The sequence below is a fragment of the Kushneria aurantia DSM 21353 genome, assembly GCF_000382245.1.
GTDB lineage: Bacteria > Pseudomonadota > Gammaproteobacteria > Pseudomonadales > Halomonadaceae > Kushneria > Kushneria aurantia.
The window spans coordinates 1-16,842 of sequence record NZ_KB907893.1; the positions used below are offsets into that span (position 1 = coordinate 1).

General features: G+C 62.9%; 18 protein-coding genes, 1 tRNA gene and 1 pseudogene. 14 read left to right on the forward strand and 6 right to left on the reverse strand.

Features of this window, described 5'->3' with window-relative positions:
* Both H146_RS20385 and H146_RS21520 read left to right on the forward strand, forming a co-directional pair.
* Positions 1 to 392 (forward strand): transposase (locus tag H146_RS20385; protein WP_156826869.1); only part of this gene is annotated, 392 nt, incomplete at its 5' end.
* A gap of 12 nt (positions 393 to 404) precedes the next feature.
* Positions 405 to 611, forward strand: a pseudogene (locus H146_RS21520) (integrase core domain-containing protein); the annotation flags it as partial.
* Here H146_RS21520 and H146_RS22525 read toward each other — a convergent pair.
* Both H146_RS22525 and H146_RS0116290 read right to left on the reverse strand, forming a co-directional pair.
* Positions 593 to 817, reverse strand: a complete 225-nt coding sequence (locus H146_RS22525) for an Arm DNA-binding domain-containing protein (RefSeq protein ID WP_380059738.1) — start codon at positions 815 to 817, stop codon at positions 593 to 595. The pseudogene H146_RS21520 and the gene H146_RS22525 sit on opposite strands and share 19 nt — an antisense overlap.
* Before the next feature lie 114 nt (positions 818 to 931).
* Positions 932 to 1,008 (reverse strand) — tRNA-Arg (locus H146_RS0116290).
* A gap of 71 nt (positions 1,009 to 1,079) precedes the next feature.
* Between H146_RS0116290 and H146_RS0116295 the strand changes: the two genes are divergently transcribed.
* Positions 1,080 to 1,847, forward strand: a complete 768-nt coding sequence (locus tag H146_RS0116295) for a methyltransferase (RefSeq protein ID WP_019952952.1) — start codon at positions 1,080 to 1,082, stop codon at positions 1,845 to 1,847.
* A 107-nt stretch (positions 1,848 to 1,954) separates the two neighbouring features.
* Positions 1,955 to 2,926 (forward strand): class I SAM-dependent methyltransferase, encoded by a 972-nt coding sequence (locus tag H146_RS0116300; RefSeq protein ID WP_026352061.1) that lies wholly within the window; start codon positions 1,955 to 1,957, stop codon positions 2,924 to 2,926.
* Between the two features lie 27 nt (positions 2,927 to 2,953).
* Here H146_RS0116300 and greB read toward each other — a convergent pair whose 3' ends face one another.
* The gene (gene greB, locus H146_RS0116305; protein ID WP_083920914.1) at positions 2,954 to 3,505 is read right to left on the reverse strand and encodes a transcription elongation factor GreB; all 552 of its coding nucleotides are present in this window, start codon (positions 3,503 to 3,505) and stop codon (positions 2,954 to 2,956) included.
* A gap of 197 nt (positions 3,506 to 3,702) precedes the next feature.
* Between greB and H146_RS0116310 the strand changes: the two genes are divergently transcribed.
* From H146_RS0116310 to cysN, 5 genes are all read left to right on the forward strand, one after another.
* On the forward strand, positions 3,703 to 4,332 hold the full coding sequence (locus H146_RS0116310; protein WP_019952955.1) for an NUDIX domain-containing protein: 630 nt from the start codon (positions 3,703 to 3,705) through the stop codon (positions 4,330 to 4,332).
* Between the two features lies 1 nt (position 4,333).
* Positions 4,334 to 4,783, forward strand: coding sequence for a DUF1249 domain-containing protein (locus H146_RS0116315; protein WP_019952956.1), 450 nt, complete (start codon positions 4,334 to 4,336; stop codon positions 4,781 to 4,783).
* 95 nt (positions 4,784 to 4,878) lie between these two features.
* A complete protein-coding gene (locus tag H146_RS0116320) occupies positions 4,879 to 5,619 on the forward strand; it encodes a phosphodiesterase (protein WP_019952957.1) in 741 nt (246 codons plus the stop codon).
* A gap of 267 nt (positions 5,620 to 5,886) precedes the next feature.
* Complete coding sequence (gene cysD / locus H146_RS0116325; RefSeq protein ID WP_019952958.1) at positions 5,887 to 6,798, forward strand: sulfate adenylyltransferase subunit CysD; 912 nt, start codon at positions 5,887 to 5,889, stop codon at positions 6,796 to 6,798.
* The gene (cysN, locus tag H146_RS0116330) at positions 6,798 to 8,243 is read left to right on the forward strand and encodes a sulfate adenylyltransferase subunit CysN (RefSeq protein WP_019952959.1); all 1,446 of its coding nucleotides are present in this window, start codon (positions 6,798 to 6,800) and stop codon (positions 8,241 to 8,243) included. Before cysD ends, cysN begins: the two co-directional genes overlap by 1 nt.
* A 68-nt stretch (positions 8,244 to 8,311) precedes the next feature.
* Here the strand turns inward: cysN and H146_RS0116335 are convergent, their stop codons facing one another.
* The 3 genes from H146_RS0116335 to cmoA form a co-directional block, all read right to left on the reverse strand.
* Complete coding sequence (locus H146_RS0116335; RefSeq protein ID WP_019952960.1) at positions 8,312 to 9,274, reverse strand: ChuX/HutX family heme-like substrate-binding protein; 963 nt, start codon at positions 9,272 to 9,274, stop codon at positions 8,312 to 8,314.
* Positions 9,275 to 9,390: 116 nt separating this feature from the next.
* Positions 9,391 to 10,395, reverse strand: a complete 1,005-nt coding sequence (cmoB, locus tag H146_RS0116340) for a tRNA 5-methoxyuridine(34)/uridine 5-oxyacetic acid(34) synthase CmoB (RefSeq protein ID WP_019952961.1) — start codon at positions 10,393 to 10,395, stop codon at positions 9,391 to 9,393.
* A 23-nt stretch (positions 10,396 to 10,418) separates the two neighbouring features.
* Positions 10,419 to 11,156 (reverse strand): carboxy-S-adenosyl-L-methionine synthase CmoA, encoded by a 738-nt coding sequence (gene cmoA, locus H146_RS0116345; RefSeq protein ID WP_019952962.1) that lies wholly within the window; start codon positions 11,154 to 11,156, stop codon positions 10,419 to 10,421.
* 136 nt (positions 11,157 to 11,292) lie between these two features.
* On the opposite strand from cmoA, the gene pgi reads away from it, so the two are divergent.
* The 5 genes from pgi to H146_RS20915 all read left to right on the forward strand — a co-directional run bounded on the left by pgi (position 11,293) and on the right by H146_RS20915 (position 16,832).
* Entirely contained in the window at positions 11,293 to 12,930 is a 1,638-nt protein-coding gene (gene pgi / locus H146_RS0116350) for a glucose-6-phosphate isomerase (RefSeq protein ID WP_019952963.1), read from the forward strand.
* A 42-nt stretch (positions 12,931 to 12,972) separates the two neighbouring features.
* Entirely contained in the window at positions 12,973 to 13,602 is a 630-nt protein-coding gene (locus H146_RS0116355; protein ID WP_026352063.1) for a YqiA/YcfP family alpha/beta fold hydrolase, read from the forward strand.
* A gap of 84 nt (positions 13,603 to 13,686) precedes the next feature.
* On the forward strand, positions 13,687 to 15,567 hold the full coding sequence (gene parE / locus H146_RS0116360; RefSeq protein WP_026352064.1) for a DNA topoisomerase IV subunit B: 1,881 nt from the start codon (positions 13,687 to 13,689) through the stop codon (positions 15,565 to 15,567).
* 30 nt (positions 15,568 to 15,597) lie between these two features.
* Positions 15,598 to 16,185 (forward strand): BglII/BstYI family type II restriction endonuclease, encoded by a 588-nt coding sequence (locus tag H146_RS20910; RefSeq protein WP_083920915.1) that lies wholly within the window; start codon positions 15,598 to 15,600, stop codon positions 16,183 to 16,185.
* A 2-nt stretch (positions 16,186 to 16,187) separates the two neighbouring features.
* On the forward strand, positions 16,188 to 16,832 hold the full coding sequence (locus H146_RS20915; RefSeq protein ID WP_083920916.1) for an MT-A70 family methyltransferase: 645 nt from the start codon (positions 16,188 to 16,190) through the stop codon (positions 16,830 to 16,832).
* The last annotated feature ends 10 nt before the right edge of the window (positions 16,833 to 16,842 follow it).

Here is a 16,842-nt window from a genome sequence, read left to right on the forward strand (position 1 = left end):
CGCAGCAAGCCGCTCCAGGCCTGGTCACCCGTTTTGGTGTCGGCGCACAGACAGCGGCGACACTACTGGTGACCGCAGGTGACAACCCCGAGCGTCTTCGAAATGATGCAGCCCTTGCCGCACTCTGTGGGGTAAGTCCGCTTGAAGCCTCTTCGGGCAAGGTCATTCGCCATCGGCTCAACCGTGGCGGTGACCGACAAGCGAATAATGCGCTTTGGACAATTGCCATGGTGCGTATGCGCAGCGAACCACGGACGCGCGCCTACGTCGAGCGGCGCACACAGGAGGGACGCTCAAAGAAAGAGATCCACCGCTGTCTCAAGCGCTACATCGTGCGCGAACTCTACCCTTTGATCATCAAGGATTTACAGGCCGCCAGCGCCGTGCCTTGACATAGGAGCGTCAACGCCCCGACAGAGCGCTTTTTCAGAAGCTTGAAAACGGAATGGATACCGGAGATCGGTTATTCGTGCTTTGTCTCGGCGAAGCGGTCAATCACGGATTATCTGATCGGCTATTACAGTGCTCTCCGGCCCCACAAGCATAATGATGGGCTGCCGCCCAATGTGGCTGAGCAGCTCTATTGGAAGACTCAAAAGACAGTGGCCTGAATTACTTGACCACTACAATTGGGACGAACATAGCGAAAGCGCCAGCCCTTGCTGCCGTTGGGTGAAATCCTGAGTTCGAGTCCCAATCCGTCCGAAAGCGCTATCGGTTTTTCACCCGGCCTGGTTTTTTCGATTTTTCTGACAGTTAGCGACATCGTGGTATAGCGAGCATCTTCGAATATGGAATATGCCTGCCTGTATACCATTTTTATGCCGGATTCGGGAAGAACGCTTGGGACTGCTGGGGAACGTAAACCCGCTTAAATCAAGGTCTTGAGGCGGCTTTGAAAGCCTGGAGGGGACTGCCTGGGAAGGTGCAGTGGCGCCCCCGACAGGATTCGAACCTGTGACCTGCCCCTTAGGAGGGGGCCGCTCTATCCTGCTGAGCTACGGGGGCAAAGCGCGATATAGTATAGAGTTTACGCCCTCGTCGTGAAACCCCGTTACCACCCACTCGATACGGCCGCCATGCAGCGCATCACTACCGACCGCCACTTCATCGGCATGGCCGACAAGTTCGAAAACGCGCTCTATAACCACGCCCGCGGCCGGCTGCGGCTGGCGATGCTGACCCATGCCATCGAGTCCTCGATACCGCTGCACAACCAGCCGCTGGTGGATGTCGGCGCCGGCCTGGGGCAGATGGCGCACTGGGCCGCCGAGCGCGGTCACCCCGTGACGCTGCTGGAGCCTGCCGAGGATATGCTGGCCCGCGCCCGCCAGCGGCTGGCCGGTTACGACGCCCGTTTTCATCAATCCGATCTTCAGGCGCTCGCCGAGCGGGCACCGGGCCCCTGGCCACTGATCTTCTGCCATGCGGTGCTGGAGTGGCTGATCGAGCCCCGCGCCGCTATCGAGACGCTGGCGCAGCAGCTGGCGCCCGGTGGCTGGCTGTCGCTGATGGTATTCAACGAGGCCGGGCTGGTGATGTCCAATGTGGTAAAGGGCAACCTCGAACGGGTGCTGGACGGTAATCTGGCGGGCTACGGGCGGCGCAAGCGGCTAACGCCCATCGCGCCGCTGCGCCACGAGCAGGTGGTCGAATGGCTGCATGCTGTGGGGCTGGAGGTGCGTGACGTCACCGGTATTCGTGTTTTTCACGACTACCTGCGCGAACGCGAGCCTGACAGTGCCACGCTTGAGCGTCTTTTCGAGCTGGAGCGGCGCTACTGTCGCATCGAGCCCTACTGGCGGCTGGGGCGCTACCTTCATTACAGCGTCCGGCGCCCGGCCTGATATTCTTGTCGGATAGCATGAATGCTGTGAATCTATTTATACCGTTATCCTGCTCTTTTTCCCTTCGAGATGGGCGGTGCGGGTGTTGATGAAAGGGTGCAGGGTCGATGAGTTTTTCCACGCCGATGGGGCAACTGCTGGCGCGGCAGACGCCGCTGATCGAAGAGGGTGAGTGGCTGGTCGGACCACCGCTGGATGAGGGGCTGCTGGCCGGGCCGAAGCTGCGGGTCTGGACACTCGATCATCTGATCGCCGCGCGCTGGCGAGAACAGGGCCATGAGGTTGTCGAAGGTCTCGAGCCGCCGCAAATGGCCCGGGCGCTACTGTTCTGGCCCAAAACCATGGAGCTGGGCCGCTGGTGGCTGGCGCAGCTCAATCACCACTGCACGCCGGGCAGTGCGCTGCGCATCGTGGGCGAGCACCACGGCGGCGGCAAGCGGGTGCCGAAGGAGCTCGAGTCGCGCGCTATGCGCTGCGTTAAACGCGACAATGCGCGGCGCTGCTCACTGTATGAGAGCGCCACGGTCGCCGGAGACATGCCGGATCAGTGGGGTGAGTTCGAGGCGCTGGGGCTCAGGCTGATCAGCCACCCCGGGGTGTTCGGCCACGGCCGGCTGGACGACGGCACGGCGATGCTGATCGAGGCGCTGCCCGCGCTGGCCGGCCGGGTATTGGATGCCGGCTGTGGGGATGGGGTGCTGAGCGCCTGGCTGGCGCAGCGCGGCGCCGAGGTGACCGCGGTGGATATCAACCACCTGGCACTGGAGGCGACCCGCCGCACTCTGGCGGCCAACGGCCTGGAGGGCGAGGTGCTGGCCAGCAATATGCTGACCGAGGTCGAAGGGCGCTTCGACGCCATCGTCAGCAACCCGGCTTTCCATCAGGAGCGCCATCTCTCCCTGGATCCGGCACGGCAGTTGATCGAGCAGGCGAAAAATCATCTGAGCGCCGACGGTGTGCTCTATCTGGTGGCCAACGGTTTTCTGCCCTACATGGCGCCGCTCCAGCGCCAGTTTGCGCGAGTCGATGTAGTGGCCGAGGATCGCCGCTATCGGGTCTATCGCGCCAGCCGGCGCTGAGCCGATGTATCGAATGCAAAGAAGCGCTCAGCGCTCGGCCTGGTCGCCTGCAGTGGTATAGTCGATTGCGGTAATGATGTAGTGGGTTGCACCGCCCGGGGCGTCGACGGTGATATCGGCGTCCAGTGGCTTGCCCAGCAGGGCGCGGGCCAGCGGCGCATCGACGCTGATCCAGCGCTTTTTATTGTCGGTTTCGTCAGGGCCGACAATACGGATACGCAGCTCCTCGCCGGCCTCGTCCTCCAGCGTCACCCAGGCGCTGAAAAAGACCTTGTCGCGCTCCTGCGGCAGGCGGTCGACCACCGTCAGCGCATCGAGGCGCTTTTGCAGATAGGCGATGCGGGCGATAGTGCCGTTGAGCGCCTTCTTGTTGTAGGTGTAGTCGGCGTTCTCGCTGCGATCGCCCTGGGCGGCGGCTTCGCCGGTCTTGCGCGACAGCTCCGGGCGGCGTACCCGCACCAGGTGATCGAGCAGGCTCTGCATCGAGGCGTAGCCTTCCGGGGTGATCAAATCGGTTTTCTTTTCCTGGCGCGGGTCTTTTGCCGGGTCGCGCCAGCGGGTCATGTTGCGTCCCTTCATGTCTTTCTCGAACCTCTCGAAAAGGGGCCGTTACCATAATCTTCCCGCTCGGCGCTGCCAAGCGTGGCGGCTTGTGATAAGGGCGAGCAGGGTGGAGCGGGCTTGAAACTGACGCGGCGAGCGTCCATAACGGGGTAGCTTTGAGCGTGTCGGCCGCCGCGCCGGCGCATCGGGTTCCACCGGGGCAGGAAAACGCCATGACATCCGAAGACGCCGATCGCCTGCCGCGTTTTGGTTGCGAGGATTTTGAAATTGTCGGCGAAGCGCCGCTGCATCGCGGTTTCTTCGCCCTCGACCGTGTCGGCGTGCGCTATCGCCAGTATCGCGGCGGCTGGAGCGAGCGCGTCGAGCGCGAGGTGTTTCGCCATCACGACGCCGTCGGGGTGCTGCTCTACGATCCCGAGCGCGACGCCGTGGTGCTGGTCGAGCAGTTTCGCGCCGGCGCCGCCGGCCGCGAGGAGAGCCCCTGGCTGCTGGAGCCGGCTGCCGGGCTGATCGACAGTGAAGAGCGTGAGGAGCAGGTGGCACGTCGCGAGGTGCGCGAAGAAGTGGGCTGCGAGGTGAGTGAGCTGATTCGACTGCACCGCTATTTTCCCAGCCCCGGCGCCTGCGACGAACGCATCACCCTCTACTGTGCGCTGGTCGATTCGAGTGTCCTGGGCGGTGTGCACGGGCTCGATGCGGAGCACGAGGATATTCTGGTACGAGTGCTATCCTTTCAGGAGGTTTGGCAGCGAGTGGAAGATGGCACCCTCAACAACGCCATGGCGCTGATCGCGCTTTATTGGCTGGCGCGCGAACGCGCCGCCCTGCGAGCAAGGAGATAATTTGAGCAAACGGTCTGCCTATGTCACCGACCTGCGCACTCTGCAGGCCGAGTGTACGGCCAATTTCGTGCGACTGGAGCGGCTTCTGAGCAGTGCCAGGGGTGGCGACTGCCTCGAGATACCGCTGGCCGGCCGCGCCGGCCGTTTTGGCACCCTGCATCTGGAGGTGCTGGAGCGCGCGCCCTATACCACGCTGCTGCGGGTTTCGCAGAGCGGCGTGCTGGATGACATGATCGACTCGCCGCGCATGCAGGTGCATCTCTACCACGACGTACAGATGGCCGAGGTGACCGACTTTCAGCGTCGCCGCCACTTCCAGGGGCGCTACCGCTACCCCAATGCCCAGATGCACCAGCCGGACGAAAAGCTTCAGCTCAACCGCTTTCTCGGCGAGTGGCTCGACCATGGTCTGGCCCACGGCCACGATGTGCGTGTCACCGAAACCCCCTGATTTCTCTTCCTCTCCTGCGCTTTTTATCCGCGTTTCGCTATCGGCGGCGATCGGTACAATAGGGTTCCCCCTGACGCCCCGGACAGGAGCCCGACATGCTGATTGCCCAACTCTCCGACTGCCATCTGGCCCGTGAAGCCGGCACCGGCTATCGCGGTGTCGACCCCGACGCGCGGCTGGCGGCGGTGGTGGCGCGCATCGCTGCCCACCGTCCCGAACTGGTGATTGTCAGCGGCGATGTCAGCGACGACGGCTCGGTCGCCTCCTACCACCGTGCCAGGGCGCTGCTCGATGAGCTGCCGTGCTGCTGGGAATGGCTGCCCGGCAACCATGACGACAGCGCGGTGATGCACGGCGTGAAGCCGCTGACGCACTCGATCGAGCTGGGCGGCTGGCAATTTGTGCTGCTCGACAGCCGCCAGCCCGATAGCGGCAGTGGTTATCTGGCGCCGGCGCAGCTGGAGGCGCTGAGCGCCACTCTGGAGAAGGGCGACGCTCCGGCGCTGGTGGTGCTGCATCATCCGCCGGTATCGGTCCACACGGGCTGGATGGACCGCCTTGGGCTGGAGAACAGCGACGCCTTCTGGCAGACGCTGGCCGGTCATGATCGAGTGCGCGGCGTGCTGTGCGGCCACGTCCATCACGAGTTCACACGCCTGCATCACGGCGTACCGGTCATGGCGTTGCCGGCGGTGGCGGCGCAGTTCGTGCCCGAAAGCACCGAGTTCAGCGTCGACGAGCAGGCGCCCTGCGGCTTCCGGCTGCTGCACCTCGACTCGCCCGGCCCGCAGGCCGGCTTTCTGACCCGTGTCGAGCGCCTGCCGTTGCAGCCCTGATGGCGCGATCGACCCGACGCGGATGGCCATCAATGCATAGTTCTATATCGCATAACGGAAGAAAATCTGATTCTTTGACGTTATTAATGCCGCTCGCTACCTTGAGCGCATTGATCACCCTGCGGCCCGAGCCTTTCGGCTTCGGGCCGCAGTCTGTGGTGTCTGTCCACCGGCGCCGTCGCAGCTGGTGATACACCGCCTGGCGCAGGGCGGCGGCCGGCAGCCGGCACAGCGGTGACGTTTCCCCAAGAGAGGTTGTACACACCCATGCTTTCCCCCGAGCGACAGACTCATCTCAAACAGCTCGAGGCCGAGTCGATCCACATCATCCGCGAGGTGGCGGCGGAGTTCCGCAATCCGGTGATGCTCTACTCCATCGGCAAGGATTCCTCGGTGATGCTGCATCTGGCGCGCAAGGCGTTCTACCCCGGCACGCCGCCGTTTCCGCTGATGCACGTCAACACCACCTGGAAGTTCCGCGAGATGATCGAGTTTCGCGACCGCATGGCGGCAGAAACCGGCATGGAGCTGATCGAGCACATCAACGAGGAGGGGCGTGAAGCAGGTATCAACCCCTTCGATCACGGCAGTGCCAAATACACCGACGTGATGAAGACCCAGTCGCTCAAGCAGGCGCTGGACAAGCACCGCTTCGATGCCGCCTTCGGCGGTGCGCGCCGCGACGAGGAGGCTTCGCGCGCCAAGGAGCGCGTCTACTCCTTTCGCGACCGCCATCACCGCTGGGACCCCAAAAGCCAGCGTCCGGAGCTGTGGCACCTCTACAACGGCCATATCGACAAGGGCGAATCGATCCGCGTTTTTCCGCTCTCCAACTGGACCGAGCTGGATATCTGGCAGTACATCTATCTTGAATCGATCCCCATCGTGCCGCTCTACTACGCCCAAAAGCGGCCGGTGGTAGAGCGCGACGGCACCCTCATCATGGTCGACGATGAGCGCATGCCGCTGGCGCCGGGTGAGGTGCCGGAGATGAAATCGGTGCGTTTTCGAACGCTGGGCTGCTATCCGCTCACCGGCGCGGTGGAGTCGGAGGCCGATACCCTGCCGCAGATCATCCAGGAGATGCTGCTGACCCGTACCAGCGAACGTTCCGGCCGCGCCATCGACCATGACCAGGCGGGCTCGATGGAACGCAAGAAACGCGAAGGATACTTCTGATGGCTCACCAGTCCGCACTGATCGCCGACAACATCGAGCAGTACCTGAAAGAGCACGAGAGCAAGGATCTGCTGCGCTTTATCACCTGCGGCAGCGTCGATGACGGTAAATCGACCCTGATCGGCCGCTTGCTGCACGACTCGAAGATGATCTACGAGGATCAGCTGGCGGCGCTCTCCAGGGATTCGAAAACCCGTGGCACCACCGGTGACCGGGTCGATCTGGCGCTGCTGGTCGACGGCCTGCAGTCGGAGCGCGAACAGGGCATCACCATCGATGTCGCCTATCGCTTTTTCTCCACCGACCGGCGCAAGTTCATCATCGCCGATACCCCGGGGCACGAGCAGTACACCCGCAACATGGCCACCGGCGCTTCTACCGCCAGCCTTGCGGTAATCCTGATCGATGCCCGCTACGGCGTGCAGACCCAGACCCGCCGTCACAGCTTCATCTGTGACCTGCTGGGCATTCAGCATCTGGTGGTGGCGGTCAACAAGATGGACCTGGTCGACTACAGCGAGGCACGCTTCGAGGAGATCAGGGGCGATTATCTGGCCTTCGCCGAGAACCTGAATGCACGCGATATCCGCTTCGTGCCGATGTCGGCGCTGGAGGGCGACAACGTGGTCAACCCCAGCGACAACATGGCCTGGTATCGCAGCGGCGGTGAGCCCGGCACACCACTGCTGTCGCTTCTCGAAAACGCCGAGATTCGCCACGACAGCAACACCCGCGACCTGCGCTTCCCGGTGCAGTACGTCAACCGCCCCAATCTCGACTTCCGCGGCTACGCCGGTACGCTGGCGGCGGGCGTACTGCGTCCCGGTCAGGCGGTGAAGGTGATGCCCTCGGGCAAGCGGTCGACGGTCGAGCGCCTCGTCACCTTCGACGGCGATCTGAGCGAGGCCTGGCCGGGCCAGGCGATCACCGTCACGCTGGCCGACGAGGTGGATGTCTCACGCGGCGACTGGCTGGTGGCCGCCGACGAACGGCTGCCGCTGTCGAACGCCTTCACTGCCGATATCGTGTGGATGAACGAGCGTGAGCTGGTGCCCGGGCGCGGCTACGACTTCAAGCTGGCGACACGCAGTCTCAGCGGCAGTATCAGCGCTATCGACTACGGTATCGACGTCAATGAGTTGACCCATCATGACGCCGAGCGGCTGGCGCTCAACGAGATCGGCCGCTGCCGGGTAGCGCTCACCGAGGCGGTGCCGGTCGACGCCTACGACGTCAGCCCTGGTACCGGCAGCTTTATCGTTATCGACCGAATGACCAACCTGACCGTGGGGGCCGGCATGATTCGCGAAGCCGTGAGCGGCGAGGCCGGCGGTGGTGAAGTCGACTGGCAGGCTTTTGAAGTAGAGCTCAACGACCTGATTCGCCGTCATTTCCCGCACTGGCAGGCAAGGGACGTGGGCGAGATTTTGGGTGGCCGCCGCTGAGCGATTGTCAGCACCGCAGCCGCCAACAACCCGGCCTCGCGCCGGGTTTTTCATCGACGGGCAGTGGTTCAGGTGGCCAGCGCTACCAGCAGCCGCCCCTTGCTATCGAAACCTTCCAGGCGGCTGCTCAGCCCGCCTTCGTCGCGGCGGGTGACCAGCCATGCCTCGGTCAGTGCATCGCCTGCCAGCGATAGCCGCAACTGGTCGCTCTCCAGCGTCAGCCGACCGCAGCGGCCGTGGTTGAAGTGTTCGAAGCCCTGACGGTGGCGGTGAGTGCCGGCACCGTGCACGATGCTGACGGCGGTGGGCTGCTGGCGGCTGCAGCGATGCGCCATGGCGAGAATGAAGCGTCCCGGCGCAACGGGCTGGCTGAAATGGCCGGCCACCGCGCGGCAGGCATCAATACGGCGCAGCCGGTGGCGACGCAGCAGCGCGCTGAAGTCGCCGTCGCCGCGTAGCCGACGCCACTCGGTGATCAGTTTGCCCGGCGAGGGCGTCGCCGGCTCATTGGCCGCCTCGATACAGCGGGTAAAACCGGGTGTATGGGCAGCGCGATAGCACTCGAGCAGCGCCCGTACCTGCCGGCTCGGTGCCCGCAGATAGAAGCGGTGAAGGGCGCGGCCGAAACGGTCGAAAATCTGCACGCAGGGCAGCGCTTCTCCGCCACCGTCGGGACGCTCATGGGAGAGGGCCACCCAGTACCAGCAGGGCAGCAGCAGCTGCATCGCCAGCGCTCGATCGTCGCCCAGCGAGGCGTAGTGACGCCCGCCGCTCACCCGACAGCTGTCGAGGCGGCTGGCCAGCGCCGAGTGGGGCGCCTCGCTGACCACTTCCAGTGGCCCCAGCCGCGGCAACAGCATGACCAGGTCGCAGGCGGTGATCGCCAGCGTTACCGCACCGCGCCCCAGCCTTGAGGCCTGCAGCTCGCCCTCGCTGACGTCCAGCATCTGCGCCAGCAGGCGGCAATCAATATGCGGAGCGCGTTGTCGGGTCTCCTCGAAGGCTTCGAACAGCGTATCGGCCAGTGTCATGAGAGGCGCGCTCCCGGGCGCAGGCAATCTTTGATTGAGAATTATTTTCATTGGGTTCCAGGCTACGGTCAAGCTGCGAGATGAGGTGCGATGGTCGCAAATGCCTGTCGCGACCGCTACCGGGGCCGATTGGCGATGATGACCGCGCGTCGCGGCGCCGGGTAGCCCTCGACGGTTTTCGAGTGGTCCTCGGGGTCGAGAAAGTCCTCGAGCGACTGAAAGGTCATCCATTCGGTAGCGCGCTGCTCGTCAAGGCCGGTATCGGCTTCATCGACCACTCGCGCACCACTGAAGCCGCTGCGTGCCAGCCACTGCAGCAACGCCGCGGAGGAGGGCAGCAGCCAGACGTTGGGCATCTGCGCGTAGCGCTCGCCGGGCAGCAGGACCCGCTCGGCGTCGCCTCTGACCACCAGCGTTTCCAGTACCAGCTCGCCGCCGGGCCGCAGGGCGTCGAACAGCTCGCGCAGATGATCGAGCGGCGAGCGGCGATGATAGAGGACGCCCATCGAGAAGACTGTATCGAAGGCGGCCAGCCGCGCTGGCACCGCTTCGATGCCGACCGGCAGAAAGTGCACCCGACTACCGGCTTCAGCAAGGAAGTGGCGAAGCGCGCGGTACTGCCAGTAAAAGCGTGGCGAAGGGTCGATCACCAGCACGAAAGCGGCACCGGCGCCGGCCATGCGCCAGCCGTGGTAGCCGTTGCCGCCGCCCACGTCGAGCACCCGGCGACCGTTCAGGTCGGCCAGATGCGGCGCGATGCGCTGCCACTTCCAGTCGGAGCGCCATTCGGTATCGATGACGAGCTCACCGATGCGGTACGGCCCCTTGCGCCAGGGAGAGAGGAGCTTCAACAGGCTCTCGCAGCGGCGTCGCTCGGCGTCGGCGAGTTCGACATCGATGCCCACCAGATCGCAGTCGAGATGGACCGCCCGCGGCGAGAGTTCCGGCAGGCGCGCGACCGCCCGCTCCCAGCCCGGGATATCGCCGAAGCGCTTGCGATCGAGGCCGGCGGCCAGCTGCTCCGGCAGGCGGGCGAGCCAGCTATCGAGCCCCTGGTCGATAAAGGCGTGATAAAGACGGCGGTGGTCAGCGTCGGACAGGCGGTGGTCAGCGTCGGACATGAGTATTGATTGGCAGGCCGGGTTTATTTGAAGGCGAGTATGGAGGCGAAGTTGAGATACTGAAACCAGCTCTGGTGGCGGCTGAAACCGGCCGCGGCGAGGCGCTGATGATGGGTCGACAGGCGGTCGGGGATCATCACCTCCTCCAGCGCGCTGCGCTTCTGGCTGATCTCCAGCTCCGAATAGCCGTTGGCGCGCTTGAAGTCGTGATGAAGTTCGATCAGCAGCTGCTCCTCGCCCGGTTCGCCGGCAATCTTCTCCGACAGCAGCAGTACGCCGCCGGGTTTGAGCGCTGCGAACAGTCGATCGATGACAGCATCGCGTTCGCCGGGGTCAAGAAACTGTAGCGTGAAATTGACCATGATCATGTCGGCGGCCGGCAGCGGGCAGTCGCGAATATCGCCCACTTCGACCTCGATACGATGCCGTGGCGCCTGCTGTTCGAGCATCTCGCGGGCGCGTGTCACCATGGGCTCCGACAGGTCGACCGCCCGCAGGCTGAAGTGCTGCGGTGGCAACTGCTGGCAGATCGACAGACTGGCGGCACCCAGTGAGCAGCCGAGATCGAGCACCTGCGCGCCCGGTTTCAGGTAGCGCGCGGCGATAACTCCGGCCATGCTGATGATCTGGGCATAGCCCGGTACCGAGCGCCGGATCATGTCCGGGAAACAGGCCACGACGCGCTCGTCGAAGGAGAAATCCGCTACCTCATCGAGCGGTGTCGAGAACAGGGCATCGCGCCCGGCGGCGTCATGGGTCATGGTCGGGGGTGTCGTGGGTACGATGTGTCGTGGATACGAAACCAGTGGCGGTCGATACCGTCTTGAAGAAGGCGGTGGCGACCGTTCATGTTACGCTTTACACCGCAGCGCTGCATCCACCAGGGAGGTATATCGGATGTCAATTCGTCAGACAGGTGCCTGGCAGGCACTGACACAGCACAGTGAGCAGATGCGCGATGTGCACCTGCGTGAGCTTTTCGAGCGCGGCGCGCGCTTTGACGCCTTCTCGCGTAGCGGGGCGGGGCTGACGCTCGACTTTTCCAAACAGCGTATCGAGCAGGAGACGCTGGATCAGCTACTGGCGCTGGCGCGCGAGGCGAAGGTCGGCGACGCGATCGAGCGGCTGCTGACCGGCAAGCGGGTCAACCGCACCGAGGATCGCCCGGCGCTGCATACCGCCCTGCGTCGCCCGAAGGGCGAGGAGTTTCGCGTCGAAGAGCAGGACGTCGATGCCGATGTGCACGAGGTTTTCGATCGCATGGAGACGATCGTCGGCAAGCTCAACGCCGGCCAGTGGCGCGGCGCCAGCGGCACAGCGATCCGCAGCGTGGTCAATCTGGGGGTCGGCGGCTCCGACCTCGGTCCGCTGATGGTCGCCACGGCGCTGGAGGACGAGTTCATCGATCCCCATGCGCGGGAGGTGCATTTCGCCTCCACCATCGACGGCACTCAACTGGCCGAGCTGTTGCCGAAGCTTGATGCTGCCGAGACGCTGTTCATCTATTCGTCGAAATCCTTTGGCACCATCGACACGTCGGCCAACGCCGATACCGCACTGGCCTGGTTGGGCGAGCATCTCGATGCCGACATGGACGAGATCAAGCGCCATCATTTCATTGGCGTCTCCACCAAACCGGACAAAATGACCGAATGGGGCATCGACCCCGACAACCAGCTGCTGTTCTGGGACTGGGTCGGCGGGCGCTACTCCTTCTGGAGCGCCATCGGCCTGCCGATCGCCATCCGCCTGGGCATGGACAACTTCCGCCGTCTGCTGGCCGGCGGCCACGCCATGGATCGCCACTTCGCCGAGACGCCGCTGGAAGAAAACCTGCCGGTGCTGTTCGCCCTGCTGGGCATCTGGAATACGAACTTTCTCGATATCGAGACGCTGGCGGTGCTGCCCTACGACGGCCGTCTCAAGCATCTGCCGGGCTACCTGCAGCAGCTGGAGATGGAGTCCAACGGCAAGTCGTCGAGCAACGACGGCCAGCGCGTCGACGTCGATACCTGCCCGATTCTGTGGGGCGAGATCGGCCCCAACGGTCAGCACGCCTTCTACCAGCTGCTGCACCAGGGCACCCGCACGGTGGCGTGCGACTTCATTGCGCCCATCCGGCGCTTCGAATACGTCGACAGTGCCGCGGTGCGCGACAGCCTGGCCCGCCAGCACCGTCTGGCGCTGGCCAACTGCTTTGCCCAGTCGCGGGTACTGATGCTCGGCGACGCCGCCATCGATTCCAGCGAAACGCCGCCGCCGCACAAGCGCTATGCCGGCAACCAGCCGTCGTCGACCATTCTTTTCGACAGCCTGACGCCCGAAACCCTGGGGGCACTGGTGGCGCTCTACGAGCACAAGGTGTTCGTACAGGGCACGATCTGGGATATCGACTCCTTCGATCAGTGGGGTGTCGAGCTGGGCAAGAAGATTGCCAACGAGACCGCCGGGATTCTTGAAAGCGGTCAGGGCAGCGAGCAGCTGGACGACTCCAGTCGGCATCTGATCGACGCCGTATTGAGGAGCGGCTCCTGAAATGGCTGTTTATCCATACAGTAATTGCGTTATGCTGAGGCCATGAGCGATCTCGTTGACCCCGTCGACAACGTGCTTTATCTGCACGGCTTCAACTCCCATCCCGGCTCGGCGAAAGCCGAACTGACGCGGCTGGCCTGCTCGCAGGCCAGCCCCCGGCCGCGCTTTGTCGCGCCACGCCTGTCGCACCATCCGGCGCAGGCGTGGCAGACGGCACGGGAGGTGATGGCGGCGCTGGCGGGCACAACCCTGGTGATCGGCAGCTCGATGGGCGGCTTTCTGGCCATCGGCCTGGCGCGCGAGTTCGAGGTGGCGCGGCTGGTGCTGATCAACCCGGCGGTCGACCCGCTGCGAGTGGCTCGCGAGCGGATGGGCGCCGAGATCGAGCACGTCGAGACCGGTGAAATTTTCATCATCGACGAGAGCTATGCCACTGCCCTCGAGGCGCAGCAGGGCCAGGTCGTGCACCCCGAGCGCATGCTGGTACTGCTGGGCACTCACGACGAGATTCTCGACTATCGTCAGGCGCTCGCCGTGCTGGCGGGTAGTCAGTTCGTTGTCAAAGAGGGCGACGACCACGGCCTGAGCTGCTATCCCCGACTGTTGGAGCGGATAATGGCCCACGGTGGTCTGAGGCTACCGGCCGATTTCGACCCTGCGGCATGGCCCTGACGACTATCGCCGGGCCATGAAACGCCGTCGCTCGACAGCATTCGACACCTTTACCGTGACTCAACGTATGACCCGGTCCATATCATGACCCAATACAGTGCCAGTTCCATCGAGGTGCTCTCCGGTCTCGAGCCGGTGCGCAAGCGCCCTGGAATGTATACCGACACCACCCGCCCCAACCATCTGGTGCAGGAAGTGGTGGACAACAGCGTCGACGAGGCGCTGGCCGGCCACGCCCGCCATATCAGCGTGAAACTCGCCGCCGACGGTGCCATCGAAGTCACCGACGACGGCCGCGGCATGCCGATCGATATTCACCCCGAGCACGGCGTGTCGGGCATCGAGCTGATCCTGACCCGCCTGCACGCCGGCGGCAAGTTTTCCCAGTCAAGCTACCGCTTCTCCGGCGGTCTGCACGGCGTCGGGGTGTCGGTGGTCAACGCCCTGTCGGAGCGCCTTGAGGTCGAGGTGTGCAAGGGTGGCAAGCGCTATCGCATGGCCTTTGCCCGCGGCGAGAAGGTCGAAGAGCTGGCCGAGATCGGCAGCGCGCCGGCGAAGGCCAGCGGTACCACGGTGCGTTTCTGGCCGGAGACGGCCTACTTCGACAGCGCCAATGTGTCGGTGGCGCGCCTTGCCCATCTACTGCGCGCCAAGGCGGTGCTCTGCGCCGGCCTCCGGGTCAGCCTGGTGGAGAGCGATGGCAGCGAGACGGTGTGGCAGTACGAGGACGGTCTGCGTGACTACCTGGCGCAGTCCACCGATGGCCTCGAGCCGCTGCCCGCTTCGCCCTTTCAGGGCAACTTCGAGGACGAGGAGCACAGCGTCGACTGGGCGATCCAGTGGCTGCCGGAGGGCGGTGAGGCGTTGGTCGAGTCCTATGTCAACCTGATCCCCACGCCGCTGGGCGGCACCCATGTCAACGGCTTTCGCAGCGGCCTGCTGGAAGCGCTCAAGGAGTTCTGCGACTACCGCAGCCTGCTGCCGCGGGGCGTCAAGCTGTCCGGCGACGACCTCTGGGAGCGGGTCGCCTTCGTGCTGTCGATCAAGATGTTCGAGCCGCAGTTCGCCGGCCAGACCAAGGAGCGTCTCTCTTCGCGGGCAGTGGCCGGCTTTGTCTCGGCGGTGGTCAAGGACGCTTTCTCGCTGTGGCTCAACGAGCACACCGGCCAGGCCGAGCAGCTTGCCGAACTGGTGATCAATGCCGCCCAGCGGCGCCAGCGTTCGAGCAAAAAGGTCGCCCGCAAGAAGGTCACCCAGGGGCCGGCGCTGCCCGGCAAGCTGGCCGACTGCACCAGCCAGGACCCGGCCGCCTGCGAGCTGTTTCTGGTCGAGGGCGACAGTGCCGGCGGCAGCGCCAAGCAGGCGCGCAATCGCGAAACCCAGGCGATTCTGCCGCTCAAGGGCAAGATCATGAACACCTGGGAGGTGGAGCCGCAGCAGGTGCTGGGCTCGCAGGAGATTCACGATATCGCCGTGGCGCTGGGCATGGACCCCGGCAGCGACAACCTGGAACGGCTGCGCTACCACCGCATCTGCATTCTCGCCGACGCCGACTCCGACGGGCTGCACATTGCCACCCTGCTGTGCGCGCTGTTCGTGCGCCACTTCCCGTCGCTGGTCGACGCCGGCCACGTTCACGTGGCGATGCCACCGCTGTATCGCATCGACCTCGGCAAGGAGGTCTACTACGCCCTCGACGAGAGCGAGAAGGCGGCGGTACTCAAGCAGCTTGCCAACCGCCGCGGTACGCCCGGCGTGCAGCGCTTCAAGGGGCTGGGCGAGATGAGCCCGGTGCAGCTGCGCGAAACCACCATGGCGCCGGATACCCGGCGCTTGGTGCAACTGACCCGCGAGGTGGGCGACGACACCCTCGAACTGCTCGATATGCTGCTGGCCAAGAAGCGCTCGGCGGAGCGTCGCGGCTGGCTGGAGCGCTACGGCAACATGGCGGAGGTGGAGGTCTGATGGTTGTTCAGTTTTTGGAGGGGGAATGTGATGAGTGTTGAGTTACTCCCCGAGGGAATCAGAGATCTTTACGAAGTGCATGAATGGAGGCATGCGTGTGCCATTCTCAAGGAGGACTTTCCTGCTGAGTGGTGTGATCTTTTGGATGTATTATCTGATTTTCGTCTCCGTAGGAGCTGGATAAAAAATCCTGGCGGAAGAAAGTCCGGAGTTTCTGGTTATATCGACGACTTTTTTTATAAGCGTGGCTGGGTAGAGAAAGGTTTTTCTACTAAAACTGTCGTCGATGAGGTTGTAATGGATACGCCAACACACAAGGTTGACTGCTTTAGAAACAAGGTTGCCATAGAGATAGAATGGAATAATAAAGACCCTTTTTATGATAGAGATTTAAATAATTTCAGGTTGTTGTTTGATCTAAAAGCTATTAGTGTTGGTGTTATAATAACCCGGTGTGATGAGCTTCAGGAAATATTTAGCGTTCTGGGTAGAGGTGATTCTTACGGGTCTTCGACAACGCACATGAGCAAATTGTTGCCAAGAGTAGAGGGTGGCGGCGGAGCGGGCTGTCCTCTATTGATCATCGGAATTTCAAAAAAATTATATATAGAGGACTAAAAATGCGTGCATCAGAAGATCTTTTGGAAAAAGTGGGGAAAGAGAGATTTGCTACTATTTTGGCTGACCCTCCTTGGCAGTTTCAAAATAAAACTGGCAAAATTGCCCCTGAGCATAAGAGGCTGACCAGGTATCCAACCTTGTCATTGGATGAAATCAAAGAGCTACCGGTAGAAGTTATCTCCAATGATACTGCTCACCTTTATCTTTGGGTGCCTAATGCGCTTCTTGCCGAAGGGCTACAGGTCATGGAGGCCTGGGGGTTTACTTACAAGACGAATCTTGTCTGGTACAAAGTCAGAAAGGATGGCGGTCCTGATAGGAGGGGCGTAGGTTTCTATTTCAGAAATGTAACTGAGCTGGTTCTTTTCGGGACTCGAGGTAAAAAAGCTAGAACCCTTTCTCCCGGGCGAAGCCAGGAGAATATGTTTATATCCCAAAAAAGAGAGCATAGCAGGAAGCCTGATGAGCAGTATGAGCTTATTGAAGATTGCAGTTGGGGACCTTTTATAGAACTCTTCGCAAGAGGCAATCGGCCTGGATGGTTTTCCTGGGGAAATCAGACAGAAGGTTATACACCTACATGGGATACCTATGCCAACCATTCACAGGTCGCGACAACGGATTTACAAACAAAATTCTGGTAATTAAACGGAT

Coding starts and splice junctions, on each gene's coding strand:
- H146_RS22525 (WP_380059738.1), bottom strand. CDS start 817: ATGGTATACAGGCAGGCATATTCCATATTCGAAGATGCTCGCTATACC.
- H146_RS0116295 (WP_019952952.1), top strand. CDS start 1,080: ATGCAGCGCATCACTACCGACCGCCACTTCATCGGCATGGCCGACAAG.
- H146_RS0116300 (WP_026352061.1), top strand. CDS start 1,955: ATGAGTTTTTCCACGCCGATGGGGCAACTGCTGGCGCGGCAGACGCCG.
- greB (WP_083920914.1), bottom strand. CDS start 3,505: ATGAAGGGACGCAACATGACCCGCTGGCGCGACCCGGCAAAAGACCCG.
- H146_RS0116310 (WP_019952955.1), top strand. CDS start 3,703: ATGACATCCGAAGACGCCGATCGCCTGCCGCGTTTTGGTTGCGAGGAT.
- H146_RS0116320 (WP_019952957.1), top strand. CDS start 4,879: ATGCTGATTGCCCAACTCTCCGACTGCCATCTGGCCCGTGAAGCCGGC.
- cysD (WP_019952958.1), top strand. CDS start 5,887: ATGCTTTCCCCCGAGCGACAGACTCATCTCAAACAGCTCGAGGCCGAG.
- cysN (WP_019952959.1), top strand. CDS start 6,798: ATGGCTCACCAGTCCGCACTGATCGCCGACAACATCGAGCAGTACCTG.
- H146_RS0116335 (WP_019952960.1), bottom strand. CDS start 9,274: ATGACACTGGCCGATACGCTGTTCGAAGCCTTCGAGGAGACCCGACAA.
- cmoB (WP_019952961.1), bottom strand. CDS start 10,395: ATGTCCGACGCTGACCACCGCCTGTCCGACGCTGACCACCGCCGTCTT.
- cmoA (WP_019952962.1), bottom strand. CDS start 11,156: ATGACCCATGACGCCGCCGGGCGCGATGCCCTGTTCTCGACACCGCTC.
- pgi (WP_019952963.1), top strand. CDS start 11,293: ATGTCAATTCGTCAGACAGGTGCCTGGCAGGCACTGACACAGCACAGT.
- H146_RS0116355 (WP_026352063.1), top strand. CDS start 12,973: ATGAGCGATCTCGTTGACCCCGTCGACAACGTGCTTTATCTGCACGGC.
- parE (WP_026352064.1), top strand. CDS start 13,687: ATGACCCAATACAGTGCCAGTTCCATCGAGGTGCTCTCCGGTCTCGAG.
- H146_RS20910 (WP_083920915.1), top strand. CDS start 15,598: ATGAGTGTTGAGTTACTCCCCGAGGGAATCAGAGATCTTTACGAAGTG.
- H146_RS20915 (WP_083920916.1), top strand. CDS start 16,188: ATGCGTGCATCAGAAGATCTTTTGGAAAAAGTGGGGAAAGAGAGATTT.